The sequence below is a fragment of the Nonomuraea basaltis genome (genome assembly GCF_005893125.1).
GTDB classification, from domain to species: domain Bacteria; phylum Actinomycetota; class Actinomycetes; order Streptosporangiales; family Streptosporangiaceae; genus Nonomuraea; species Nonomuraea basaltis.
The window spans coordinates 26181-51349 of the sequence record NZ_VCJS01000047.1 but is presented as its reverse complement, the minus strand read 5'-3'; the positions used below and the strand labels follow the sequence as shown (position 1 = coordinate 51349).

At 68.7% G+C, this 25169-nt stretch carries 21 protein-coding genes; 14 read left to right on the top strand and 7 right to left on the bottom strand.

Going from position 1 to position 25169, the window contains the following annotated elements; all coding sequences use genetic code 11:
* Positions 1-14: 14 nt before the first annotated feature.
* The 4 genes from EJK15_RS23045 to EJK15_RS23030 are packed head-to-tail and all read right to left on the bottom strand — an operon-like array spanning position 15 to position 4918.
* Entirely contained in the window at positions 15-950 is a 936-nt protein-coding gene (locus EJK15_RS23045) for an ABC transporter substrate-binding protein (RefSeq protein WP_138712529.1), read from the bottom strand.
* Between the two features lie 49 nt (positions 951-999).
* Complete coding sequence (locus EJK15_RS23040; RefSeq protein WP_138712528.1) at positions 1000-1968, bottom strand: ABC transporter substrate-binding protein; 969 nt, start codon at positions 1966-1968, stop codon at positions 1000-1002.
* Entirely contained in the window at positions 1965-3866 is a 1902-nt protein-coding gene (locus tag EJK15_RS23035; RefSeq protein ID WP_138712527.1) for an ABC transporter permease, read from the bottom strand. The genes EJK15_RS23040 and EJK15_RS23035 overlap by 4 nt, the downstream gene beginning before the upstream one ends.
* Positions 3863-4918, bottom strand: a complete 1056-nt coding sequence (locus EJK15_RS23030; protein WP_138712526.1) for a quaternary amine ABC transporter ATP-binding protein — start codon at positions 4916-4918, stop codon at positions 3863-3865. Before EJK15_RS23030 ends, EJK15_RS23035 begins: the two co-directional genes overlap by 4 nt.
* Positions 4919-5259: 341 nt before the next feature.
* On the opposite strand from EJK15_RS23030, the gene EJK15_RS23025 reads away from it, so the two are divergent.
* The 3 genes from EJK15_RS23025 to EJK15_RS23015 all read left to right on the top strand — a co-directional run bounded on the left by EJK15_RS23025 (position 5260) and on the right by EJK15_RS23015 (position 8851).
* Positions 5260-7848 (top strand): nitrate- and nitrite sensing domain-containing protein, encoded by a 2589-nt coding sequence (locus EJK15_RS23025; RefSeq protein ID WP_138712525.1) that lies wholly within the window; start codon positions 5260-5262, stop codon positions 7846-7848.
* Between the two features lie 87 nt (positions 7849-7935).
* Entirely contained in the window at positions 7936-8304 is a 369-nt protein-coding gene (locus tag EJK15_RS23020) for a DUF742 domain-containing protein (protein WP_138712524.1), read from the top strand.
* The gene (locus tag EJK15_RS23015) at positions 8285-8851 is read left to right on the top strand and encodes a GTP-binding protein (protein WP_138712523.1); all 567 of its coding nucleotides are present in this window, start codon (positions 8285-8287) and stop codon (positions 8849-8851) included. Before EJK15_RS23020 ends, EJK15_RS23015 begins: the two co-directional genes overlap by 20 nt.
* 20 nt (positions 8852-8871) lie before the next feature.
* Here the strand turns inward: EJK15_RS23015 and EJK15_RS23010 are convergent, their stop codons facing one another.
* Together EJK15_RS23010 and EJK15_RS23005 are read right to left on the bottom strand one after the other, a co-directional pair.
* Positions 8872-9831 carry an SIS domain-containing protein gene (locus EJK15_RS23010; RefSeq protein ID WP_138712522.1) on the bottom strand — a complete coding sequence of 320 codons (960 nt, stop codon included), beginning with the start codon at positions 9829-9831 and terminating at the stop codon, positions 8872-8874.
* On the bottom strand, positions 9828-10922 hold the full coding sequence (locus tag EJK15_RS23005) for a hypothetical protein (RefSeq protein WP_138712521.1): 1095 nt from the start codon (positions 10920-10922) through the stop codon (positions 9828-9830). Before EJK15_RS23005 ends, EJK15_RS23010 begins: the two co-directional genes overlap by 4 nt.
* A gap of 240 nt (positions 10923-11162) precedes the next feature.
* On the opposite strand from EJK15_RS23005, the gene EJK15_RS23000 reads away from it, so the two are divergent.
* Genes EJK15_RS23000 through EJK15_RS22985 form a run of 4 tightly spaced genes read left to right on the top strand, consistent with a single transcriptional unit; the run spans position 11163 to position 15033 of the window.
* Positions 11163-12287 carry a polyamine ABC transporter substrate-binding protein gene (locus EJK15_RS23000; protein ID WP_138712520.1) on the top strand — a complete coding sequence of 375 codons (1125 nt, stop codon included), beginning with the start codon at positions 11163-11165 and terminating at the stop codon, positions 12285-12287.
* Between the two features lie 5 nt (positions 12288-12292).
* Entirely contained in the window at positions 12293-13159 is an 867-nt protein-coding gene (locus tag EJK15_RS22995) for an ABC transporter permease (protein WP_240777155.1), read from the top strand.
* On the top strand, positions 13152-13997 hold the full coding sequence (locus EJK15_RS22990) for an ABC transporter permease (protein WP_240777154.1): 846 nt from the start codon (positions 13152-13154) through the stop codon (positions 13995-13997). Before EJK15_RS22995 ends, EJK15_RS22990 begins: the two co-directional genes overlap by 8 nt.
* Positions 13984-15033: an ABC transporter ATP-binding protein gene (locus EJK15_RS22985; RefSeq protein ID WP_138712519.1), complete on the top strand. Its 1050-nt coding sequence runs from the start codon at positions 13984-13986 to the stop codon at positions 15031-15033. Before EJK15_RS22990 ends, EJK15_RS22985 begins: the two co-directional genes overlap by 14 nt.
* Here the strand turns inward: EJK15_RS22985 and EJK15_RS22980 are convergent.
* Positions 15027-15632: a TetR/AcrR family transcriptional regulator gene (locus tag EJK15_RS22980; protein ID WP_240777153.1), complete on the bottom strand. Its 606-nt coding sequence runs from the start codon at positions 15630-15632 to the stop codon at positions 15027-15029. The two genes, EJK15_RS22985 and EJK15_RS22980, sit on opposite strands and share 7 nt — an antisense overlap.
* 125 nt (positions 15633-15757) lie before the next feature.
* Here EJK15_RS22980 and EJK15_RS22975 point away from each other — a divergent pair, with 125 nt between their 5' ends.
* From EJK15_RS22975 to EJK15_RS22945, 7 genes are all read left to right on the top strand, one after another.
* Positions 15758-17029 carry a glycosyltransferase gene (locus tag EJK15_RS22975; RefSeq protein ID WP_138712518.1) on the top strand — a complete coding sequence of 424 codons (1272 nt, stop codon included), beginning with the start codon at positions 15758-15760 and terminating at the stop codon, positions 17027-17029.
* A gap of 14 nt (positions 17030-17043) precedes the next feature.
* A complete protein-coding gene (locus tag EJK15_RS22970) occupies positions 17044-18441 on the top strand; it encodes an aminobutyraldehyde dehydrogenase (RefSeq protein ID WP_138712517.1) in 1398 nt (465 codons plus the stop codon).
* A 251-nt stretch (positions 18442-18692) separates the two neighbouring features.
* A complete protein-coding gene (locus EJK15_RS22965; protein WP_171074481.1) occupies positions 18693-21917 on the top strand; it encodes a sensor histidine kinase in 3225 nt (1074 codons plus the stop codon).
* Complete coding sequence (locus EJK15_RS22960) at positions 21914-22336, top strand: roadblock/LC7 domain-containing protein (RefSeq protein ID WP_138712515.1); 423 nt, start codon at positions 21914-21916, stop codon at positions 22334-22336. Before EJK15_RS22965 ends, EJK15_RS22960 begins: the two co-directional genes overlap by 4 nt.
* A 23-nt stretch (positions 22337-22359) precedes the next feature.
* Positions 22360-22764, top strand: coding sequence for a DUF742 domain-containing protein (locus tag EJK15_RS22955; RefSeq protein ID WP_240777152.1), 405 nt, complete (start codon positions 22360-22362; stop codon positions 22762-22764).
* Complete coding sequence (locus EJK15_RS22950) at positions 22745-23317, top strand: GTP-binding protein (RefSeq protein ID WP_138712514.1); 573 nt, start codon at positions 22745-22747, stop codon at positions 23315-23317. Before EJK15_RS22955 ends, EJK15_RS22950 begins: the two co-directional genes overlap by 20 nt.
* Positions 23318-23610: 293 nt before the next feature.
* Entirely contained in the window at positions 23611-25047 is a 1437-nt protein-coding gene (locus tag EJK15_RS22945) for a glycoside hydrolase family 6 protein (protein ID WP_240777151.1), read from the top strand.
* Positions 25048-25169 lie beyond the last annotated feature (122 nt).

Below are 25169 nucleotides of genomic sequence, written 5' to 3'. Positions count from 1 at the left end.
GGCGCGCTCGAGCCTCAGCGGGGAATCCAGTCCTTCCACACGATCTTGTTCTCCGCCACCCAGCGCTTGGCGGCCTCCTCGGCGGTCATCTTCTCGTTGATCATGTCGCTGGCGACCGCGTTCTGGTCGTCGTTGGTCCAGGTGAAGTTGCGGACCAGCTCGTACGCCTTGCCGCCGGTCTCCGCGAACCGCCTGCTGACGATCTTGTCCAGCAGATACGGCGGATAGTCGCAGGCGACCTTCGCCGCGTTCGCGTCACAGCCCACGGCATACGGAGGCAGCGCGATCTTCACGAGTTTGACCTTGGTGAACAGCCATTGCGGTTCGTAGAAATACATGAGCAACGGCGTCCGATTCTTCGTCGCGTACTGGGCGGCCTTGATCAACGCCGCCTCGCTGCCCGAGTAGACGACCTTGTAATTGAGGCCGAGGTTCTTGACGAGAGCCTCGTCATTGGTGACGAACGTCGGATCGCCGTCCAAGATCTGTCCGGCATCTCCGGTTTTTTCGGTCCGGAAGAGGTTCGCGAACTTGTTGAGGTTTCGGTAGTCCGTAATTTCGGGATATTTCTTGGCCATCCACTCGGGGACGTACCAACCGATCACTCCCTTGTTCCCCGTGAGGCCGGCCGTCAGGGCCACCTTCTTCTCCTCGATGAACTCCTTCTTGAGATCCGGATGGCCCCAGTTCTCGATGATCACATCGACCTTGCCGGTTTCGAAGTCCCGCCAGGATTGATCCTCTTTCACGGCCCGCTTGTTCACCTTGTACCCGAGCTCGTGCTCCAGCAGGTACGCCAGCACGGCGGCCTGGGCCTCGTACCCGACCCAGGCGTGGATGTCGAGGTTGACGGTCCCCTTGGACCCGGCGGTGGTTTCTGGCTCCTCGCCGGAGCAGCCGGCCAGCAGCAGGGCCGCGATCAGCGGCCCGACGAGCGTCTTCATGCGCATGGGAGTTCTCCGCGGTCGCGGCCCCGGCGGGGCCGCGACCAAGAGGGGGTCACTTGGGGATCCAGGCCTGCCACTTGGCGGTGTTGGCCTCGACCCACTTCTTGGCTGCCTCTTCGCCGGTCATGCCGTTGTTGGTCATGTCGTCGGCGACGGCGTTCTGGTCCTCGTTGGTCCAGCTGAAGTTCTTGACCAGGTCGTAGGCCTTGCCGCCGGTCTCGGCGAACTTCTTGCTCACGATCTTGTCGAGGTCCATCTCGGGGTAGTCGCAGGCGACCTTCTTCGGGTCGGCGTCGCAGCCCTCGGTGTGAGCGGGCAGGTTGACCCGGACCAGCTCCGTCTTGCTGAACAGCCAGTGCGGGTCCCAGAAGTAGAACAGCAGCGGCTTCTTCTGGGTCTGCGCCTGCTGGGCGCCCTTGATCAGGGCCGCCTCGCTGCCACCGACGACGACCTTGTAGTTCAGCTTGAGGTTCTTGATCAGGGCATCCTCGTTGCTGACGTAGGACGGGTCGCCGAACAGCAGCTGGCCCTTGTCGCCAGACTCCGAGGTCTTGAACATGCTCGCGTACTTGTTCAGGTTCTTGTAGTCGGTGATGTCGGGGTGCTCGTCGGCCATCCACTTGGGGATGTACCAGCCGATGACGCCCTTGTTGCCGGTGGAGCCGGCCTCGACCGCGGTCTTCTTCTCCTCGATGAACTTCTTCTTCAGGTCCGGGTGGCCCCAGTTCTCGATGATGACGTCGACGTCGCCCGTCTCGAAGCCCTCCCAGGCCAGCTGCTCCTTGATCTCGGGCAGCTCGACGGTGTAGCCCAGCTCGTTCTTCAGCAGGTACGCGACGACGTTCGCGCTGGCCTCGTACCCCACCCACGGGTTGATCGCGATCTTCACGGTGCCGGCGGCGCTGCTTGAGCCGGCCTGCGGGGCGGCGGAAGAGCTGGGAGAGGTCTCGACTGTGGCCCCGCCGCAGCCCACGGCGGTGAGTCCAAGTGCGAGGAGGCCTGCGAGCAGGCGAATCTTCATGTGAACATCCTCTTTCGGGGGGAAGGGCGCTTGTCCGCGCCCTGCGTGATGCGATCGAGCATGACTCCGAGCAGCACCATCGCGATGCCGGCGACGAAGCCCAGCCCGAAGTCGGTCCGCTGGGAGAAGCCGAGGATCACGTCGTAGCCGAGTGCCCCCGCTCCGACCAGGCCGCCGATGACGACCATGGCCAGCGTCATGACGATGCCCTGGTTGGCGGCGAGCAGGATGGCCTGCCTGGCCATGGGCAGCTGCACCTTCCACAGGAGCTGGCCCGGCGTCGAGCCGGCCGCGGTGGCGGCCTCCACGACCTCGACGGGGACGCCCCTGATGCCGTCCTCGACCAGGCGTACCACCGGTGGCACCGCGTAGATGATGGAGGCGAAGATCGCGGTGAACCTGGTGCTCTCGAACAGGGCCAGCGCCGGCAGCAGGTAGACGAAGGCGGGCATGGTCTGCGCGGCGTCGAGCAGGGGCCGCTGCACGGCCGAGTAGCGCGGCGAGCGGGCCGCGGCCACGCCGAGCAGCAGGCCGATGAGCAGGGTGACCAGCACCGCCACGGCGACCGTGGTCATCGTCTGCATGGCGTGCTCCCACGTGCCCAGCAGCGCGATCGCCAGCAGGCAGCCGAGCGCGATCAGCGCCGGGCGCATGCCGCTCACCCGCCAGGCCACGGCCAGCACCGCGAGCGCGATCAGCCACCACGGTGCCGAGGTGAGCAGCGACTCCAGCGGGTTGAGCAGGGCATGGGAGGTGACGTCCTTGATGAACGTCGTGACGGGGTACCAGCTCGTCTCGGCCCAGCGGACGACGTCGTTCACCTCGGCGACGAGGTTGATCGTCCAGCTCTCCGGCCACACGCGCGGCAGCACGGGGATGAGCGCGAGGCCGGTCACGGCCAGCGCGCCCGCCGCGACGAGGTCGGCCCGGCCAAGCCTGGCCTGCCGGCCGCGCGTCATCCGGTCGAGCATCACGGCCATGATCACGATGGCCACGCCCGCCGGGAGCATGATGCCGACCTGCGCCCGCGACAGGCCGCGGATGATCTCACTGCCCAGGCCGGGCGCCGAGATCAGGTTCGCGATGACGACCATGGACAGGGCCATCATGATCGTCTGGTTCACCGCCAGCGCCATCGTGGACCTGGCCAGCGGCAGGTAGACCTTGAACAGCGTCTGCCGGCGCGTGGCGCCCAGCGACGACGACGCCTCGACCGCCGTGGGGGAGACCCCCGAGATGGCCAGCGCGGTGATGCGGATCGCCGGCGGGATCGAGTAGATCATCGTCGCGATGGCCCCGGCCGGCGCGCCGATGTGGAAGAACAGCGCCAGCGGCGCCAGGTACGCGAACGTCGGCATGATCTGCATGACGTCCAGCACCGGCGTGATCGCCCGGCGCACGCGGGCCGAGAGCCCGGCCCAGACGCCCACCGGGATCCCGATCGCCAGCGACAGCAGCACCGCGACCGACACCAGGGCCAGCGTTTCGACGCTCGACTCCCACAGGCGCATGAACCCGAACGCGCTCAGCCCGGCGACCGCCAGCAGCGCGATGCGCCAGCCGCCGGTCAGCCAGGCCAGCGCGCCCATGACGCCGGTGATGCCGGGCCAGCCAAGGGCGTGCAGGACGATCAGGAACAGGTCGTAGAGAGCGCCGACGAAGAGCCTGATGTAGTTGAGGAAGTACAGGAAGAGCGGGTTGTCGTTCCGGTGGTCGTCGATCCACTCGCGCAGCTCGGTGACGGCCAGGAACTGCGGTGCCTCCTTGTCGTGCGGCAGCGTCCCCGTGCCGCGGAAGACCAGGTACGCCGCCACGAACAGGACCGCCGCCCCCGCCGGCGCCGCCCACTTGGGCAACCCGAGCCGGGACGGTACGCCGGCCAACGCCGTACTACTCATGCGCCGGCCCGCATGGGGACGTCCTGGCCGGACAGGAAGGACAGCAGGTCGACGCGGTCCACGACGCCCACCAGCGCGTCGCCGTCCACGACCCTGATCGGGCGGGAGGACTCCGAGGCGGCCGCGATGGCGTCCTTGATGAGCGTGCCGGCCGCCAGCTCGGGCCCGTCCAGCGGCTCGCCGGGCTCCGGGTCGCGGCTGATCCAGCGCAGGGTGAGCACGTGGCTCCTGGGCACGTCGCGGACGAAGTCGGCCACGTAGTCGTCGGCCGGCGCGGCCACCAGCTCCTCCGCGGTGCCGAGCTGCACGATCGCGCCGTCCCGCATGATCGCGATCCGCTCGCCGAGCTTGAGCGCCTCGGACAGGTCGTGCGTGATGAACACCATCGTCTTGCCGACCTCACGGTGCAGCCGGATCACCTCGGCCTGCATGTCCCGCCTGATCAGCGGGTCGAGCGCGCTGAACGGCTCGTCGAACAGCATCACCTGCGGCTCGACCGCCAGCGCGCGGGCCAGGCCGACGCGCTGCTGCATGCCGCCGGAGAGCTGGTCGGGGTAGGAGTCGGCGTGCCCGTCGAGGCCGACAAGGGAGAGGATCTCCGCCGCCCGCGCGTGCCTGACGGCCTTCGGGGTGCCCTGGACCTCCAGGCCGTACGCGACGTTGTCGATCACCTTGCGGTGCGGCAGCAGGCCGAAGTGCTGGAAGACCATGCTGACCTGGTGGCGGCGGATCTCGCGGAGCCGGGCGGGGGAGGCGCGGCAGATGTCCTCGCCGCCGATCCTGATCTCGCCCGCGGTGGGCTCGATGAGCCGGGTGAGGCAGCGTACGAGGGTGGACTTGCCGCTGCCCGACAGGCCCATGACCACGAAGACCTCGCCGGGGTGCACCTCGAAGCTCACGTCTCTGACGGCGGCGGTGCAGCCGGTCCTCTCTCTCAGCGTGGCGGGCTCGAGATGCCGGTTCTCGCTGTCCAGCACTTTATGTGCCCTGGACCCGAAGATCTTCCAAAGGCCCTCAACGGTGATTGCCGCGCTGTTGGGAGAATCCCCCACACCCGCCTCCTCGTTTGACGTCGCTCAACATATGTGGTGAATAACGTCAATCTCAACGCCGTGACCTTCCGGAGATCGTGGTGCCTCCCATGTGTTATCTCGTTTGAAACGATAAAATCGCCCATGCGGCGACAATAGGTGTGATATGGGCTAATTTCTCACCTTATGGATGGCTAGATGGAGCCCCAGGTTTCTTCCCATGCGCCACACGACTCGAATTTTGTCGCGTATGTTCGGTTGGCCACCGGCAATGGGATGTGTTCCAATTACCCGCACACTTGCTGATTTCCCCAGGGGGCACAGCACCCCTCATATACGCCGATTCGGGCGAGGTGTGTTCGGTGAGTACAGAGCTGGGCGAGAGGCAGGCCAGTGAGGGCAACTGGCGCCTGCGGAATTGGCGTGTCCGAGCGCGCCTCGTCGCCCTCATCCTGATCCCGACGGCGGCCACCGTGCTGCTTGGCGGCATTCAGGTGCTCGCCTCGACGGCCGCCGCCGGCGACTTCGCCCGGACGAACCAGTTCGCCCAGCTCTCCGAGGAACTGGGCGTGCTCACCCACGCGGTGTCCGGCGAGCGCGCCAGGACCTCCTGGTACATCGCGCGCAACCGGCCCCCGGGCGGGCTGGCCGAGGTGCAGAAGCAGATGGGCGAGGCGGATCTGGCCGCCAAAGAGGTACGCGGCGTCGCCGGGGTGTTGCTGGCCGAGTCCACCGGCCGTACCGCCGACCAGCTCGAGCAGTTGCTCAGCCGCCTGGACGACCTGACCGCCCTGCGCAAACAGGCGCTCGAGGCCAACCTCCTGCCCGGCCCCGCCGTCGAGCTCTACACGACAGTGATCAACGATCTGCTGTCCGTCCACAACGAGCTGATCAAGGGCAGCGCCGACGACGAGCTGTTCCGCCAGACCCGCATGCTCAACGCGCTCGCCCGCGCCAAGGAGAGCGTCTCCTACCAGCAGGCGCTGGTCACGGTCGTCCTCGCCGAGGGGGCGTTCGACCAGGAGCAGCTCAAGCGCTTCCTCGGCGAGCAGTCCAGGGAGGCCACCGAGCGCAAGGGCTTCGCCGCCGAGGCCACCGCCGAGGAGCGCCGCTTCTTCGACGAGACCGTCAACGGCGACTCCGCCGAGCGCATGCTGTTCCTGCGCGAGCTGGTGCTGATCAGGGCCACGAACGGGCTGCCGCTGCGCGGCCTCGACCTGAGCGAGCGCGACGACGCCAGGGAGTGGTTCGAGGCGTCCAGGGTCATCGTCGACTCCATGCGCACGGTTGAGGAGCGTCAGGCCGGCGGCATCGTGGCACGTAGCGAGGCGCTCAGCGCGGACGAGCGGCAGCGGGCGTTCGTGACCGCGGGCGCCGTGCTCGCGCTGCTGGTGGCCGTGCTGCTGGTCACCACCGGGGTGGCCAGGTCGCTCGTACGGCCGCTGCGCCGCCTGCGCGGCGAGGCCCTGGAGATCGCCGGCAAGCGGCTGCCCGCCTTCGTCCAGCACCTGCGCGAGTCCCGTGACGGCGCGATCGACGCCGAGGTCCCGCCCATCGGGATCTTCTCCAAGGACGAGGTCGGCGAGGTCGCCCGCGCCTTCGACGAGGTGCACCGCGAGGCCGTGCGGCTGGCCGGCGACGAGGCGCGGCTGCGCTCCAACGTCAACGCCATGTTCGTCAACCTGTCCAGGCGCAGCCAGACCTTGGTCGAGCGGCAGCTCACGCTGATCGAGAAGCTGGAGCGGGGCGAGCGCGACGACGCCCGGCTCGGCGACCTGTTCAAGCTCGACCACCTGGCCACCCGCATGCGCCGCAACAGCGAGAACCTCCTCGTCCTGGCCGGCCAGGAGGCCGCGCGCAAGTGGAGCGAGCCGGTCGAGCTGATGGACATCGTGCGCGCGGCGCTCGGCGAGGTCGAGAGCTACGACCGGATCAGCATCCAGGTCCAGTCGGACGTCGCCATCGCCGGGCAGGCCGTCACCGACGTGGTGCACCTGCTCGCCGAGCTGATCGAGAACGCCGTCTCGTTCTCCTCGCGGGATACCAAGGTCATCATCTCCAGCAGCCGCATCGACGGCGGCTCCCTGATGCTGTCGGTCACCGACCACGGGATGGGCATGAGCCAGGAGGAGCTGACCGGGGCCAACTGGCGGCTGGCCAACCCGCCGGTCGTGGACGTGTCGGTGTCGCGGCGCATGGGCCTGTTCGTGGTCGGCAGGCTGGCGCTGCGTCACAACATCAGGGTCCAGCTGCGCCGCCAGGACATCGGCGGGCTGACCGCCATGGTGCTGATCCCGCCCATGCTGCTCACCGCCCTGCCCGGCACGATGCCCGCCCTGCAGCCGCAATCCCAGCCGCCTGCCCCGCGGCACCGCGCGCTGCCGCAGCCGCAGCCGCACGTCCAGGTGCCCAGGCAGGCGTCCTCGCCGATGCCGTCCTTCGGGCACCCGTCGTTCGACGTCGCGCCGCAGGCGCCCGAGCCCTCGTCGTGGTTCAGCTCGCCGAACACGCACTCCGCGTCCGTGGAGCAGCCGGTCACGTCGCAGGAGTCGTACCCGTCGTTCGTCACGCCCATCCCCTCATACCCCACCCCGAGCCCGGCCTCGGCCAAGGACGAGTTCCTGCCGATCTTCGCCTCCGTAGAGGAAGAGAGCAGCTGGTTCAGCAAGCCGGCGTCGACCGCCGATCACCGCGACCCCGCCTGGACCTCGCCGGCCGACCAGGGCTGGCGGGCCGCCGAGACGGCCGCGGAGCCCGCGCAGAGCGAGACCACGAACTCCGGCTTGCCGAAGCGGACTCCAAGAGCGAATCTGGTACCGGGCACCGCAAACCCGAAACCACCGCCCGCTCCCGCTCCGGCTCCTCCGCTGTCCCCTGATCGCTTGCGTAGCAGGCTGGCCAGCTACCAGCAGGGCGTGCGCAAGGGTCGCTCAGAGCTCGAGGAGGGCTGATGAACTGGCTGGTCAGCAGCTTCGTCGAAGAGGTCCGCCGGGCGGGCCGAGCTGTCCGCGAGGCCGGACAGGTGATGGGAGCAGACGTTGGCATCGTGGGATAACGGGGAGCCGGAGCCCGAGCGCAGCTCGCTGGTCCGGATGTACGCCGTCACGGGCGGCAGGACCGCTCCGCGCACGCAGCTCGCCATGGAGGCACTGGTATCGTCGGCCACCTCGGCGCAGCTCGGCCCGACCTACGCCCGCGAATTCCGAGCGATCAGCGAGCTGTGCCGCCAGGTGAGATCTGTGGCGGAGATCTCCGCGCTGCTGAGCGTCCCGCTCGGTGTGGCGCGGGTGCTGATCGCCGACATGGAGGCGGACGGGCTGGTCAAGGTGTACCAGCCGCAGTTGGAGGCAGGTCTTCCCGACAGGAGCCTGCTCGAAAGGGTTTTGAGTGGACTTCGCAGGCTCTAGCCGGCTCACCTCCACGAAGATCGTCGTGGCGGGCGGGTTCGGCGTAGGGAAGACCACGTTCGTGGGCTCGGTCTCCGAGATCATGCCGCTGACCACGGAAGCGGTGATGACCGAGGCCTCGCAGGGCATCGACGACCTCGAGCACACGCCCGGCAAGACGACCACCACGGTGGCCATGGACTTCGGGCGGCTCTCCCTCGACAGCGATCTGATCCTCTACCTGTTCGGCACGCCCGGGCAGCACCGGTTCTGGTTCATGTGGGACGACCTCGTACGCGGGGCCATCGGGGCCGTGGTGCTGGTGGACTCGCTGCGGCTGGCCGACAGCTTCCCCGCCGTCGACTACTTCGAGGAGTCGGGGATTCCGTTCGTGGTCGGGCTGAACGGCTGGAACGGCGAGTTCCCGCACGTCGAGAGCGAGGTGCGGGAGGCGCTCACGCTCTCGGCGCACGTGCCGATCCTCCGGACGGACGCGCGGCACCGGCAGGCGGTCAAGACCACGCTCATCACGCTCGTGGAGCACGCCCTCACGGTGCGCTCCGCCTGAGCCGTTCCCTTTGGGCCGTCCTATTGGGCGGTCCACCAGTACGCCGCCACCAGCTCCGCCACCAGCGTCTCCGTCAGCAGGGCGACGTCCGGGTCGTCGTCGTGCGCGTAGCGGACGGCCGCGGCGGCGTCCTTGACCTCCGCGCCCACGGCGATCACGGTGGACCCGCGCTCGCGTACCCAGTCCATGGCCTGCTCGTCGTAGCGCGAACCCGGGAAGAGCAGGGCGCGGTAGTCGAGGGTCTTGGTGAGGTACACGTCCACGTGGGCCCAGTCGCCGCTCTCGCAGGCGTCGGCGGGGCGGCGCGGGCCCTCGCGGAGCATCAGCGCCGACTGCTCGGCCGACGACAGGCGCTCGGCGGGGGCCACCGTGTAGACGCCGTGCGGGCCGTCCAGCAGCTCCATGGTCAGGGGGAGCCACTCGTCCCTGCGGTCCAGGAGGTCGGCCGTGGCCTCGGCGCTCCGTCTGATCAGGGCCGGGACGTCGCGGCCCGTGCCGGTCAGCCTGGCCTCCAGGGTCAGGAGGAGCGCCAGGGTGTGCTGGAACGTGCGGCACGCCACGCCGCCGCGCTCGTCGCCCGCGTGCATCGGGATCACCGCGTCGGCCGCCTCCGCGAGGGGCGATCCCGGGGCGTTCGTGAGGGCGGCCACGAAGGCCGGGCCATCGGCGTAGCGTTCCATGGCGTCCAGGGTCTCCCTGCTGGCGCCGGTCGCGGAGATCGGGATGACCAGGGTGTCCTTCGAGGGCGGGTACGTGGCCGCGGCGGAGGCGTAGTCGGCGTACGCGTCGATGCCGGCGGCGCGCAGGCGCAGGGCGGCCACGCCGGCGGCGTACCGGGAGCTGCCCATGCCCAGGAACAGGACCCTGGCGATGTCCTTCGGGAGCTGCTCGAAGGGGTCCGCCTCGGTCAGGGCGCCGGCCAGTCGCCCCAGGGCGGCCGGCTTGGACTCCAGGTCGGAGAGGTAGAGCTCGGAATTCACGCGGGGTTCTCCTCGGTGTACCAGGTGCGCAGGACGCCCATGGGGGCGTAGCGCCAGCGGGGGAGGTGGCGGGCGGAGTAGATCAGCTCACGGCACTCCTGCTCCACCTCGAACGGGCGGATCAGGGTCTCGTCCAGGAGGTCAGGGCGGTTCTCCGCCGCCAGGCGGGCCTTGTAGGCGGTCAGCATGGTGGTGCGGGCCTCGGCCGCCCAGGCCGCTGCGCGGTCGGGTGGGGTGGCTCTTCTCCTGATCGCCACCTGGGCCACGTGCTCCAGGCTCGTGGTGAGCTGGGCCACGTCTCTGGCCGGCGGCTGGTGCGGGTCCGCGTCCGTGACCGTGGGGTTGCCGTCGAAGTCGATGATCGCGTAGCCGTCTCGCCATTTGAGGATCTGGCCGACGTGGAGGTCGCCGTGGATCCTGATCTGCGGGGTGGTGATGGGGGTGTCCAGCGGGGCCAGTTCGCGGCTGAGGTGCTCGGCTCTGGTGGCCAGCCAGCGGCCGTCTACGCCGTCCGTGAGCGCGAGTGCTTCGGCCAGCGCCGCCTCCGCCCTGACCGCCGCCCGGTTCCTCGCCAGACCGGCCGCGTCGCGCGTTGCGCCGGCATCGTCCGACCCAACCGCGAAAGGCGGGTTGTCGTGCGGTGGGGGGAGGGTGGCCAGGGCCAGGTGGAGGTCGGCGGTGAGGCGGCCGAGATCCGCGGCGAAGGCGGTCCGGCCGGCTTCGGCCTCGTCGACGCACCATTCCCAGCCGTCCCGCGCCTCCGGGAGGTAACCGGTCACCAGGGCCAGAAGGTGATCACGGCCGTCCACCACGCATGTCAAGGCCGCGTAAGGAGGAGCCGTGTCGTTGAAGCCGGCCTCAACGAGGTGGGCGAAGATCTCCGGAGTGGGATGGGGCAGGGGTACGGGAGGGGCCAGCCACTTGACGACGATCTTCTCGGCCACCACCACCGAGTAGTTCGTCTGGTCCACGTGGGGGCCGAAATCTCGCTCGGCCGGGACCCCAGTGTGGAGATCACCAGGGTCGTACGAGAGGCTGGGCAACGGCTGGAAGTGGCGTACGGTGAACGGCGCCGGCGCCTCCCCCTCCAACACCGTCAGGAGAGCGGCGGTGAGACCACGATCTCGTGCGGTAAGGGGTTTCTCACCGAGAGAGATCAACCGGTGAGCAATTGAATCCCAATTCAATGCGTAGACCAAACTTCCTGGTAGCAATGTCTGTAAAAGTCTTGCTCATGTTGATTTCTGCTGCAACACTCCTGGTTTGGTCTGCTGTGTCCGGTAAGGTCGCGCGACCCCTCGTACATCGCACATTCAGAAGGAGTAGCGGCCGTGTCCCGTATCCGGTTCACCCGTCGTCTTCCGGCCGCCGTTGCGGTGGCCGGCCTCGCGCTTGCCACCGCGGCGTGCGGCGGTGGGTCGTCGACCAGCTCAGAAGGCACGACCGCGGCGGCGGCCGACCAGCTCAAGCCCAACGCGGACCTGTCGCAGCAGACGCTCCAGGTTACGGTCTGGGACGGCTATACGCCCAAGGAGCTTCCCGGGAAGGTCAAGGAGAAGCTCAAGGTCAAGGACATGAAGATCGGGCTGCACGCCACCAACGAGGAGGCGATGCAGAAGCTGACCGCCTCCGGCGACAGCGGTATCGACGTGGCGTTCGTGTCCGGCCAGTACGCCCAGGCGCTCAATGAGCAGGGCCTGCTCGAGCCGATCCACGCCGAGCTGATCCCCAACCTGGCCAACCTCTACCCGGAGGCCACCCAGCTCTCCTACGACAAGGGCAACAAGTACTCGGTGCCCTACACCTGGGGCACCACCGGGATCTGCTACCGCTCCGACCTGGCGAAGACCCCGGTGACGAGTTGGAACGATCTTCTCAAGCCGCCGGCCTGGGCCGAGAAGAAGGTCACCATGATGACCACTGAGCGCTGGCTGGCCCTGCCCGCGCTCAAGGCGCTCGGCTACTCGGTCAACACCGACAAGGACGAGGAGATCGCCAAGGCCAAGGAGCTGCTGCTCGCGGCCAAGCCGCACCTGCTCGCCTACGACGACACCACGTTCGGCGAGAAGCTGGTGTCCGGCGAGGCCGCCATGGTCGAGGCGTGGGACGGCTGGTGCCCGACCACGGACGAGAAGCAGAACATCAAGTTCGTGGTGCCGAAGGAGGGCAGCGACCTCTGGGTGGACACCATGGTGATCATGAAGACCTCCAAGAACAAGGAGGCGGCGCACGCCCTGATCAACTACATCCTCGACCCCGAGATCCACAGCTGGGCCGCCGCGAACATCAACTACAAGGTGCCCAACAAGGCGGCCATGGAGAAGGTCGAGGTGCCCAAGGGCTCGCTGCTCGGCATCAAGCCCGCCGAGCTGCTCGACGGTGAGGCGATCATCGACCTGGGCCAGGCGTCGACCAAGTTCACCCGCCTGCAGACCGAAGTCACGGCGCAGTCGTAGTTGCGGTGAATTCTGAGACAAAGGCCCGGCCGGCGCCCCTTTCCCGGGGTCGCCGGCTGGGCGCGTTCGTTTTCCTGTCTCCCGGGCTGACGTATCTGGTCGTGCTGCTGCTCGTGCCGCTGGCGCTGGTGCTGAGCTACACCGTGTTCCAGCGCGGGCGCTTCGGCGGCGTGGTGTACGAGTTCACCACGGAGAACTTCACCCGCCTGGCCGACCCGCTCTACCTGGGCGTGGTCGGCAGCTCGCTGAAGATCGCGGGCCTGACGACGCTGATCGCGCTGCTCGCCGGCTATCCGACGGCCTACCTGATCGCGCAGCTGCCGCGAAGGTGGAAGACCATCGCGCTGGTCGCGATCGTGCTGCCGTTCTGGACGAACTTCATCATCCGCGTGTACGCCTGGATCATCCTGCTCAGCGGCCCCGGCCTGGTCAACAGCGGGCTGAAGGCGCTCGGGCTCGGACCGTTCGAGCTGCTGTACAACCAGGGCACGATCGTCACCGGGCTGCTCTACTCGTACCTGCCGCTGATGGTGCTGCCGCTGTACGCCGCGATCGAGCGGCTCGACCCGCAGCTGCGGGAGGCGTCGGCGAACCTGGGGGCCTCGGGGCTCACCACGTTCAGGAAGGTCACGCTCCCGCTGACGATCCCGGGCGTGCTGACCGGGTGCCTGTTCGTGTTCGTGCCCAGCTTCGGCAACTTCGTCATCCCCGAGATGCTCGGCGGCAACAAATCGACCATGGTGGGCAACCTGATCCGCAGCCAGTTCCTGTCGGCACGCGACTGGCCGTTCGGCTCGACGCTGGCGCTGGCCCTCATCGCGGTGCTGATCGTGCTGCTGATCGCGCAGGCCTGGGCGGCCCGCCGTGCGTAGGTCCAAGCTCCTGTATGTCCCGTTCTGGGCCACGTACGTCTTCCTCTACCTGCCGATCATCGTGCTCGTCGTCATGTCGTTCAACGCCGGCCGGTCGGCCTACACGTATGAGGGCTTCAGCCTCAAGTGGTACGGCGAGCTGGCCGCCGACGAGCGGATCAGGGACGGCGTGGTCAACACGCTGATCGTGGCCGTCGGCTCGACCGCTCTCGCCACCGTGCTGGGCACGCTGCTGGCCGTCGGGCTGGCCAGGCACACCAGGTCCAAGACGCTCGACGCGATCTCCCTGATGCCCGCCGTGCTGCCCGACCTGGTGCTGGCGATCGGGCTGCTGGTCTTCTACGGCATGATCCAGCTGACGCTCGGCCTGTACTCGGTGACGCTCGCGCACGCCCTGTTCTCGATGGCGTTCGTCGCGGCGGTGGTGCGCACCAGGCTCACCAATGCCGACACCTCGCTGGAGGAGGCCTCGCGCGACCTGGGCGCCGGGCCGGTGGTCACGTTCTTGAAGATCACGCTGCCGCAGCTCACGCCGGGCATCGTGGCGGGCGCGCTGCTGGCGTTCACGCTGTCGCTGGACGAGTTCGTGATCGCCTTCTTCACGATCGGGAACGCCGAGCCGACGCTGCCGATCGTCATCTACTCAATGGTTCGTTTCGGGGTGACCCCGAAGATCAACGCGCTGGCCGCGATCCTGCTCCTCGTGAGCTTCACGGCGGTGATCGCCGGGCAGCGGCTGACCAAGCTCGGGGAGAGGGAGCCGAACCGGACACCTGCAGTCAGAGTGCAAGGTGAGGCGGACTCGACCAGTCAGAGAGGGCAACGTGCTCAAGATTGACGGCGTCTCCCGCAGGTTCGGGAGCGTCACCGCGCTCGACGACGTCTCGCTCCGGATCGAGCAGGGCGAGTTCTTCGCCCTGCTGGGGCCGTCCGGCTGCGGCAAGACGACGCTGCTGCGCATCATCGCCGGGTTCGAGACGCCCGACGCGGGCAAGGTGACGCTCGACGGCGACGACCTGCTGTCCAAGGCGCCGAACCGGCGGCCCATCAGCCTCATGTTCCAGTCGTACGCGCTGTTCCCGCACATGACCGTGGCCAAGAACGTGGCGTACGGGCTGGAGCGGGAGCGGCTGCCCCGCCAGGAGATCAAGCAGCGGGTCGGCGAGGTGCTGGAGACCGTCGGCCTGTCGGCGCACGCCGGGCGCAGGCCCGGCCAGCTGTCCGGCGGGCAGCGGCAGCGGGTCGCGCTGGCCCGGTCCATCGTCAAGCGGCCCCGCCTGCTGCTGCTCGACGAGCCGCTGTCGGCACTGGACAAGAAGGTGCGCGCCGACATGCAGCTGGAGCTCAAGCGGCTGCAGCACGAGGTCGGCATCACCTTCGTGGTCGTCACCCACGACCAGGAGGAGGCCATGTCGCTGGCCGACCGCATCGCGGTCTTCGACAGCGGTCAGGTCCGGCAGGTGGACGAGCCGGTCGCGCTCTACGAGCGGCCCAAGACGCCGTTCGTGGCGGACTTCGTCGGCGCCAACAACCTCTTCCAGGGCGCCGCCAGCGGGCTCGACGCGCTCAAGAGCGAGGAGTTCGGCATGCTGCCCGGCACGCCGCTGACGGAGCTGGAGGCGGGCGCCAAGGCGCTTCTGGCGGTACGGCCCGAGAATGTCGAGCTCGTGGACGAGAGCGCCGCCAGGGGCCTGCGAGGCGGTGTCCTGGACGTCAGCTTCTACGGCGGCGTGTCGCACATCTCCGTGGACGTGCCGGGGCATCCCAAGCCGGTGCTGGTGGCCGTGCAGGGGGCCAGCGCGGTCCAGACGGGCGCCAAGGTCAGGGTGCGCTGGGACGCCCAGGACGCGGTCATCATGGCGGTCGATCAATGAGCCAGATCGTTGCCCGTGGCCGCGCGGGCGTAGGACAGGATCAGCTCGGCGGCCTCCGCCGGGCCGATCACCGGGTGCCGGGCCGTGATGCGGTAGCCGTACGCGTCCTCCAGGGCCACCAGGTTGCGCGCGATCGTCAGCGAGTCCGAGCTCAGCCGGAACACGCCCAGCGCGGCCCCCGTGTCCAGGATCGCCTGGTACATCGACACCTGGCGGTCGTAGAGCGAGGTGAGCAGCACGCCGTAGACCCGGTTGCGGCCCGCGGCCCCGCCCAGCTCGTTGAGCAGGCGCACGTCGGGGTCGAGCGGCCCGGTCGGCAGCCCGGACCGGATCGTGACGACCAGCTTCTGGACCGGGTCGGTGAAGTCGGCCAGCCGGCGCATCCGCAGCTCGTAGAAGCGCTCCATGCCCGCGTGCTGCGCCTCGACCAGCAGCTCGCCGAGGTCGGGATAGTGGTAGAGCACCGCGCCGGAGGTCAGACCGGCCTCCTCGGCCACGTGCGAGAGTTGTACGCCGTCGACGCCGTGGCGGATGATGGCTTTGCGCGCCGCCTCGATCAAGTCGATGCGCCGGTCGCTCCGGCTTTTACGCTGAGCCACCCTCACCACCCTCACTCGTTTGGCCACTGTTCAGTTAGCCGTGACCATAGTGCCCGTAACTTGACCATCACGCCAGCCACCTTTTTGAATTGCCCTTCAACTTGATGAGTTCCCCCGGAGTGTCGATGTCTCTCACGATCCTGTTCATGCCGGAAAGCGCCTACGGCCCGACCAACAACTCCATCGGCATCGGCGACATCCTGCGCCGGCGCGGCCACCGCGTCGTCTTCGCCGCCGAGGCGTCGTGGAAGGGCAAGCTCGAAGCACTCGGCTTCGAGGAGGACCTCGTCGATCTCGCCCCGCCTCCCGAGGGCGGCGAGGAGCAGGACCCGGGCCAGTTCTGGAAGGACTTCATCCGCGAGACCGCGCCCGAATACCGCAAGAGCACGCTGGAGCAGCTCGATACCGTCACCAAGCCCATCTGGGCCGAGCTGATCGACGGCGTGAAGTACTGTGAGCCGCAGCTCAAGGCCATCCTCGAGCGGGTGAACCCGGACGTGATCGTCGAGGACAACGTGATCACGTTCCCGGCGCTGCTCACGGCGGGCAAGAAGTTCGTCCGCATCGTCTCCTGCAACCCGCTGGAGGTGCGCGGCGAGGACATCGCGCCGGTCTTCTCCGGCCTGCCCGCCGACGACCGCTCCGAGTGGGACGCCTTCCGCGCCGAGTACGCCCGCACCCACCGCGAGCTCTGGACCGCCTTCAACGAGTGGTGCGTCGAGCAGGGCACCGAGCCGCTGCCCGACCTCGACTTCATCCACGAGGGCGACATGAACCTCTACGTCTACCCGGAGATCCTCGACTACACCGACGCCCGCCCGCTCGGCCCGGCCTGGCACCGGCTCGACTCCTCGGTACGCGAGACCGACGAGGACTTCACCCTGCCCTTCCAGCGCAACAACGGCTCGCTGGTCTACTTCTCGCTCGGCTCGCTCGGCTCCTCCGACGTTGAGCTGATGCAGCGGGTGATCGACGTGCTGGCCACCACGCCGCACCAGTACATCGTCTCCAAGGGCCCGCTGCACGAGGAGATCAAGCTGGCCGACAACATGTGGGGCGCGGAGTTCGTGCCGCAGACGAAGATCATCCCGCAGTGCGACCTGGTCATCACGCATGGCGGCAACAACACGACCACCGAGGCGCTGCACTTCGGCAAGCCGATGATCCTTTTGCCACTCTTCTGGGATCAGTACGACAATGCCCAGCGGGTCGATGAATTGGGCTATGGTGTCAGGCTTTCAACCTATTCGTTCACAGACGAGGAACTGACCGGGGCGGTCGCACGGCTGCTCGCCGACACCGAGCTGCGGGCGAGGCTCGCCGCCGCGGGCGAGCAGATCCGGGGTCGCGACGGCCTGCGCAAGGCCGCCGACCTCATCGAGCAGCTCGGCCAGTGAGGACATGACTTTCCATGCGTGAACTGATCAACCCCGCCACCGGACTCCCGTGTGCCGAAATTTCGGACACGCCGGTGGAGGGCGTGGCGTCGGCCGTACGGGCGGCTCGCGCGGCGTTCGAGGAGTGGTCGCAGACCACCCCGGCCGACCGCGCGCGGTTGCTGCTGCGGCTGGCCGACCTCGTGGAGGCCGACGCCGAAGAGCTGACCAGGCTCGAGGTGGAGGAGACGGGCAAGCCGGCGGCGGTGTTCAGGGACGGTGAGCTGCCGTTCGCCGTGGACAACCTGCGCTTCTTCGCCGGCGCCGCCCGCTCGCTGGAGGGCTCGGGCGCCGGGGTGTTCAGCCCTGGCTACACCTCGGTCATGCTGCGCCGCCCCGTCGGGGTGGTGGGGTCGATCGCGCCGTGGAACTTCCCGTTCGTCATGGCCGTCTGGAAGGTCGGCCCGGCGGTGGCCGCGGGCAACGCAGTGGTGATCAAGCCGGCCCCGCAGACGCCGCGCACGACGCTGCGGCTGGCCGAGCTGTTCGCCAAGGCGGGCGCCCCTCCGGCGCTGGTGCAGGCCGTCACCGGTGCTGCCGAGGTCGGCCAGGCGCTGGTCACCGACCCCGGCGTGGACATGGTGAGCGTCACGGGCTCCACGGAGACCGGCCGGGCCGTGATGACCGGCGCCGCCGCCACGCTCAAGCGGGTGCACCTCGAGCTCGGCGGCAAGGCGCCGGCGCTGGTGTTCGAGGACGCCGACCTGGCGGAGATGGCCCGCGGCGTGGCCATGGGGGCGACGTACAACACCGGGCAGGACTGCACCGCCGCCACCCGCGTGTACGTCGCCCGGGAAAAGTACGGCGATGCGGTGGAGGCGCTTCGGGCAATTCTTGCCGAAATCTCCTTCGGCGACCCGTGGGACCCGGCGACGGACATCGGCCCGCTCATCTCGGCCGCGCACCGGGATCGGGTGCACGGGTTCGTCTCCCGCTCCGGCGGGCGCGTGCTGCACGGCGGCGCCCCCGTCGACGGGCCCGGCTTCTTCTATCCGCCCACACTTGTGACCGATGTCGCACAGGGCAGCGAGATCGTGCAGGGCGAGCTTTTCGGGCCGGTCCTGGTGGTGCTGCCGTTCGACGGCGAGGACGAGGCGGTCCGGCTGGCCAACGACACCAGATATGGTCTGGCCTCCTCGGTGTGGTCGCGCGACGTCGCCAGGGCGATGCGCGTCTCGCACCGCCTGGACGTGGGGGTGACCTGGGTGAACGACCATCTGCCCATCGCCAGCGAGGCGCCGCACGGCGGGGTGAAGGGCAGCGGGTTCGGCAAGGACATGAGCCAGGAAGCGGTGCAGGAGTACTCGGTGACGCGGCATCTGATGGTGAAGCACGCGGCGCCGGTCGAGCGGGATTCGTTCCGGCCCGCCTGAAAACGTGTACGGCGATATACGCCCTGAAGTGCTGCTATGGGCGTGTTTGATGGGATATGTTCGGTTGGCCGATCTGGTACGGGTTGTGTTCCAATTACCCAGCCGGACGAAATCCCATGCGCCACACGCGTGTCTGACTTTTTTCGAGCACGTACCGGCGAGAGGTTGCAGAGTCAGTGAGGACGGATAACCCCAGGCACACGCGGTCAGGGGAGTACACAGGCGGAAGGTTCCGGCTGGGGAACTGGCGTGTGCGCTCGAGGCTGGTCGCGCTGATCCTCATCCCCACGGTCGTGGGCGTGCTGCTCGCCGGCGTCCAGCTGGCCAACGCCATCGGCACCAGCACCGAGTACCAGCGGCTCACCCAGGTCGCCGAGCTGGTCCAGCGCATCGGCGCGCTCAACCACGAGCTCGGCAAGGAACGCACGCTCACCGCGTGGTACGTCAGCGACCGCAACCGGACCGGGCGCTTCGTCCAGCTCAAGACCCAGCGCCAGGCCACCGACAAGATCAAGGCTCAGGTGCTCGCCGCCGCGTCGGCCATCGACGAGACGCACTCGACCCGCGTCCGCGAGGGCGTCGGCAACATGCGCCGCTGGCTCGACGGCCTCGACAGCCTGCGTAACTCCATGGTGGCGAACGTGCCGGCGCGCGCGGCCATCGGCACCTACACCACCATGATCGGCATCTTCGCGTCGGTCCAGGCCGGTCTGGCCGACGGCGTCGGCGATGACCGCCTCCAGCGGGACGTGGCCGCGCTCGCTTCGCTGTCGAGCATGAAGGAGGAGGTCTCGCGCCAGCAGATCATCCTCATCGTCGCGCTCGTCGAGCGCGAGCTGGACAACGAAGCCCTCGCCGACTTCCTGGGCTCCTGGAACAAGCAGCAGGCCGCGCAGGCCGCCTTCGAGCAGGAGGTGCCCGACGCCGAGCACCTCAAGGCGTTCCAGCAGGGCGTCAGGGGGCCGCAGATCGACCGCGCCGACGCCATGCGGCAGCGCGCGCTGGCCCAGGTCCGCGAGTACAACCGCATCAGGGATCTGGACATCACCACCACCAGGGACCTGTCCCGCTGGTACGACACCACCACGGTGACCGCCAACGCCATGCGCAAGGTCGAGGACGGCCTGGCCACCGAGGTCGTGGCCACCACCCGCGAGCTGAGCGACAGCGAGCAGCGCAGCGCGATCATCTCCGGCGCGATGATCCTCGTCCTGCTGCTCCTCGTCCTGATCATCACCACCCGCGTGGCGAGCTCGCTGGTCCGCCCGCTGCGCAGGCTGCGGGCCGAGGCGCTGCAGATCGCCACCACCCGGCTGCCCGACACCGTCCGCGTGCTGCGCGAGTCCGGCGACGGCGCCCACGTGCCCGAGCCGCCCTCGGTCGGCGTCAACACCCGCGACGAGATCGGTGAAGTGGCGCGGGCGTTCGACGAGGTCCACCGCGAGGCGATCAGGCTGGCCGGCGACGAGGCCAAGCTGCGCGCCAACGTCAACGCCATGTTCGTCAACCTCTCCCGCCGCAGCCAGACGCTGGTCGAGCGGCAGCTGCAGCTCATCGAGGGCCTGGAGCAGGGCGAGGAGGACGAGCAGCGGCTCGCGAACCTGTTCCGGCTCGACCACCTGGCCACCCGCATGCGCCGCAACAGCGAGAACCTCCTGGTCCTCGCCGGCCAGGAAGCCGCGCGCAAGTGGAGCGACCCGGTGCCGCTGGTCGACATCGCCCGCGCCTCGCTGTCCGAGGTCGAGAGCTACGAGCGCGTCCAGATCCAGATCCCGTCCGGCACGCTGATCGTCGGCCCCGCCGTCACCGACGCCGTCCACCTGCTCGCCGAGCTGATCGAGAACGCCATCTCGTTCTCCCCCCGGGAGAGCAAGGTCCACGTCACCAGCACGCCCGCCGAGGGCGGCGTGCTCGTCACGATCAACGACCTCGGCATCGGCATGAGCCAGGATGAGCTGGCCGACGCCAACTGGCGGCTGGCCAACCCGCCGGTCGTGGACGTGTCGGTGTCGCGGCGCATGGGCCTGTTCGTGGTCGGCCGCCTCGCCCTGCGGCACGGCATCAGGGTCCAGCTCAGCATGCGGGAGACCGGCGGCCTGAGCGCGCTGGTCATGCTGCCCGACATGCTCCTCAGCAACGGCCTGGGGGTCCCGCAACAGGGCGGGCAGTACGAGGCGTTCACGTCGTTCGACCCGAGCATGTTCGGGCAGCCGTCGCAGAACGGGTCCGGCGCGCACTATTCGACGCCCTCCGTCGACGCGCCCGACCAGGTGGTGGACACGCAGTGGCCGGGCTCGCTGCCCGTGCCGGGCACCGGCAACTGGCCGTCCTTCGGCGACCAGCCCGCGGCTTTCGGGGAGCAGCCCCCGGCGTCCGGCGACCAGCCTCCGGCGTTCGGCGAGCAGCCTCCGGCGTTCGGGCAGCAGCCCGCGGCGTTCGGCGAGCCCACTGGGATGCCGGGCGGGGCGCAGGGCAGCGGGGTGGACGAGCCGCGCTGGCCGTCGTTCGCCGAGGAGCCGCCGCCCGCCGCGCGGCCGCAGGAGGAGCAGCGCCGGTTCGGCGATGACTCCCGCTGGCCGTCGTTCGCGGAGGAGCCGCCCGCGCCGTCGCAGCCTCAGTCCTTCGCGGAGAACCGGTGGCCGTCGTTCGCCGAGCAGCCGCCGCCCCTGCAGGAGGAGGAGCCGCGCTGGCCCTCGTTCTCCACGGAGCCGCCGAAGGAACAGGAGGAGCCGGCCCGGTGGTCGTCCTTCTCCGACCCGTCGCCGCGCAGGTCGCTGTTCGAGACCGACGACCGGCCGCGGCGGCCGTTCGACGAGCAGTACCGCGCGGCGTTCGGCGAGGACCCCCAGCCCGCCGGCCAGTTCGAGCAGAACGGGCACGGTGACTACGGGCCGTACGGCCCCGGCGACTACTCCTCGCAGGACATGACCGGGCCGCTCCCCGTGGTGCGCACCTCGCCCATGGAGGAGCAGGGCGAGGAGTTCCTGCCGATCTTCTCGTCGGTCGGCTCCGACTGGTTCCGTCGGCCGGAGCCCGAGCAGTTGAGGCCGCAGCCCGGGCCGGAGCCCTCGTTCGAGAGCGAGCCGGAGATCACCGTGGTGCACCCGGCCATCCCCGCCGACCCGCCGCCGCCCGCGGCCTCGATGGAGATCCCGGGTAAGGCACCGCTGCCGCAGCGCCGGCCCGGGCAGTCGGGCGCCGGCGCGACCTGGTCCTCGCCCGCGGACTCCGGCTTCCAAGCCGCTCAGGCCGCCGTACAGCCCGCGCAGGGCGGCACGACGGCCTCCGGGCTGCCGCGCCGCGTTCCCAAGGCCAACCTGGTGCCCGGTACGGCCAGCCTCGCCGAGCCCCAGCCCATGTCACCTGCGCCGCAGGTCTCGCCCGAGCGGTTGCGCAGCCGGCTCTCCAGCTTCCAGCAGGGTGTCCGGCAGGGCCGAGCGTTCACCCGCGGAGATGAGAATGAGGAGGACAAATGAGAGAGTTGAGCCAGGGAGCGCGCGGTATAAGCTGGCTGATCACGGACTTCGTGAACAACGTGCCAGGCGTCGCGCACACCGTGGTGGTGTCGTCCGACGGCCTGCCGCTGGCCTTCTCGGAGGGATTTCCCAAAGACCGGGCCGACCAGCTCGCTGCGGTCGCCTCCGGTGTGGTCAGCTTGACCCAGGGCGCCGCGCGGGTCTTCGAAGGCGGTATGGTGTCCCAGACCGTCATCGAGATGCAGCGCGGGCTATTGATGATCATGTCCATCAGCGATGGATCCTGCCTGGCGGTCCTTGCCGCGCCCGACTGTGACATGGGTCTGGTGGCTTACCAGATGACCCTGCTGGTCGAGCGCGCGGGACAGGTGCTGACTCCGGCCGTACGCGCTGAGCTGCAAGCGACCCGTCCCCGCTAGCCGGGTGGTCGTGACAGGAGATCATGGTGACAGGTCAGGGTTGGGCTGGTGATAGCACTCCGCCGCATCCGGCGGCCCCCCGTCCGCAGAAGCAGAGCTCCCTGGTCCGGCCCTATGCCGTGACTGGGGGGCGCACTGCCCCGCGGATGAAGTTCGCCATGGAGGCATTGGTGTCCTCCGTGACGTCGGAATACCAAGACATTTCCCTACTCAGTCCGGAGTATCAGGCGATCATCCAGCTGACTCGGAACGTCCGGTCGGTTGCTGAGATCTCCGCCCTTTTACGCCAGCCCCTTGGTGTGGTCCGGGTGCTGATAGCCGACATGGCGTCGGAGGGCCTGATCCGCGTGCACCAGCCTGCGCTGGACGCGGGAAAGCCGGACCTCAACTTGCTCGAAAGGGTGCTCAGTGGACTTCGCAGGCTCTAGCCCCGGCCTAACCTCGACGAAGATCGTCGTGGCCGGGGGCTTCGGCGTTGGGAAGACGACGTTCGTGGGTGCGGTCTCGGAGATCCTCCCGCTCACCACGGAAGCCGTCATGACGGACGCGTCCGCGCACGTGGACGACGTCTCTCTCACGCCGAACAAGACGACCGTGGCCATGGACTTCGGCCGGGTCTCGCTCGATCGTGACCTGATCCTCTACCTGTTCGGCACGCCCGGGCAGCACCGGTTCTGGTTCATGTGGGACGACCTGGTACGCGGGGCCATCGGCGCGGTCGTGCTGGTGGACACGCGCCGTCTGGCCGACAGCTTCCCGGCCATCGACTACTTCGAAGAGGCGAAACTGCCGTTCGTGATCGGCATCAACGGCTGGGACGGCCAGTTCGCGCACGCGGAGGATGAACTCCGCGAGGCCCTGTCGATCGGCGGCCACACCCCGATCGTGCGTCTGGACGCCCGCCAGCGCGACTCGGTGAAGTCAACCTTGATCACCTTGGTGGAACACGCCCTGACCCGCCACATGCACACGCCGGTCTAGCCGTTAGCTGGGTGCCGCCCGGAGTAGGTCTGGGCGGCACCCACGCTCTTCTGCCCGGGCCGGCGCGACCCCGTGGTGCCGCTCAAGCTGGACGTGTGAGCGGAAGGCGCCGGATCTCCTCCAGCGGGTACGGCGTTTGCCTGCTCTCGCGTGCCTCGATGCGGGCGACGTCGATGTCTCCATCGGGGCACTCCAGATCATCCGGTAGTCGACGTGTGTTCCCACGGAATATCTTGACCTTGTCAGAGCGGTCAGTGATGATCAACTGCGATGCCCCGCCGAAAGGTGAATACGTGCGCAGAATCGTCGGCAAAGCTGCAGCTTTAGCCACCGTCCTGACAACCGCCCTGGCCACCCACCTGGTGGTCCCGCCCTCAGCCTCCGCCGCCGCCCAGCTCGTCGGGAACGGCACCTTCGCCACCTCCACCGCCCCATGGGCGGCGATCGGCCAGTCCGCGGTCACAGCCGAATCAGGGAGGATGCGGGTGGACGTGAAGTCCGTCGTCGCCAACCCCTGGGACGCTATGGTGGCCGCGCCCACCACGGCCGCTCTCAACCCGGGCAAGAGCTACACGCTCTCGTTCGACGCCTCCTCATCGGTCGCCTTCAAGGCCCGTACGACAGTGCAGTACGTGGCCACCCCCGGCTCCAACCAGTCGCTGGCCGCGGATGTGCAGCTCACCTCGGCCAGTAAGCGCTACAGCATCCCGTTCACGGCCACGGCCGCGGCCGGCACGGCCGCTGAGGTGACGTTCCAGCTCGGCGGGTCCGGTGGGACTCCGGTGGTGCGCTTCGACAACGTGTCGCTGATGGAGACGCAGACGACCCGGCCGACCGCCCTGTACGTGTCCAGCCAGTCGAACCCCGCCAAGTGGGTCGCCGCCCACCAGGGCACGAGCGAGGCACAGGCCATCGGCGCGAACATCGCCAACAAGCCGATCTTCGAGTGGTTCGGCGGCTGGTTCGGGGACATCACGCTGGCGGTGGACACCTATGTGGGCGCCGCGCAAGCCCAGGATCGGCTGCCGATGCTGGTGGCGTACAACATTCCCAACCGCGACGCGTGCGCCGGCCACTCGGGCGGCGGCGCCGGCGACGCGACCGGATACCACAACTGGATCACCGAGTTCGCCAGGGCGATCGGAAACCGGCACGCCGTCGTCGTGCTCGAACCCGACGCGGTCGCCGCCGCCGGCTGCGTGGCCAACATCGGAAAGAACCCCGAGGACCAGTACCGGATGCTGCTGGACGCGACCGAGGTGCTGCGTGCCCAGGCCCCCAACGCCTGGGTCTATCTTGACGCCGGCAACGCCACCTGGATCAAGGCGGCCGACATGGCGCCATCGCTGGTCAAGTCGGGCATCGCCAACACCCGTGGCTTCTCCCTGAACGTGTCCAACTACATCACCACCGCCGACACCGAGGCGTACGCCATCGCGCTCAACGGCCACCTGTCCGGCACGGTGGGCGCCAAAATGTACGTGATCGACACCAGCCGCAACGGCAATGGCCTGTACACGGACCCGACGCCGGGGGACAACTGGTGCAACCCGCCGGGACGCAAGCTCGGCGCTTCCCCGGCTACGCAGACGAGCGGCGCTGAGTACCTTTTCTGGGTCAAGGTGCCGGGCGACTCCGACGGCCCGTGCGGCCTCGGCGAGCGCGACCAGATCCAGGCAGGGACGTTCAGCCCCATGCTGGCCATGGCTCTGATCAACGGCACTCCCTGACAGGGGCGTGATCCCTTTCACCGAGAACGGGTGGGCTGGCGGTGACCAGCCCACCTTGGTGGCATCGTGCGCCGGGCCCTTCGGCGACCCGCAGTTCACCGGCCTCTTCAGACCCTCGGTTC

Bases quoted from the DNA above. Each gene is read 5' to 3' on its own strand.
- EJK15_RS23045 (WP_138712529.1), bottom strand. From the start codon at position 950: ATGCGCATGAAGACGCTCGTCGGGCCGCTGATCGCGGCCCTGCTGCTG.
- EJK15_RS23040 (WP_138712528.1), bottom strand. From the start codon at position 1,968: ATGAAGATTCGCCTGCTCGCAGGCCTCCTCGCACTTGGACTCACCGCC.
- EJK15_RS23035 (WP_138712527.1), bottom strand. From the start codon at position 3,866: ATGAGTAGTACGGCGTTGGCCGGCGTACCGTCCCGGCTCGGGTTGCCC.
- EJK15_RS22975 (WP_138712518.1), top strand. From the start codon at position 15,758: ATGTCTCTCACGATCCTGTTCATGCCGGAAAGCGCCTACGGCCCGACC.
- EJK15_RS22970 (WP_138712517.1), top strand. From the start codon at position 17,044: ATGCGTGAACTGATCAACCCCGCCACCGGACTCCCGTGTGCCGAAATT.
- EJK15_RS22960 (WP_138712515.1), top strand. From the start codon at position 21,914: ATGAGAGAGTTGAGCCAGGGAGCGCGCGGTATAAGCTGGCTGATCACG.
- EJK15_RS22955 (WP_240777152.1), top strand. From the start codon at position 22,360: ATGGTGACAGGTCAGGGTTGGGCTGGTGATAGCACTCCGCCGCATCCG.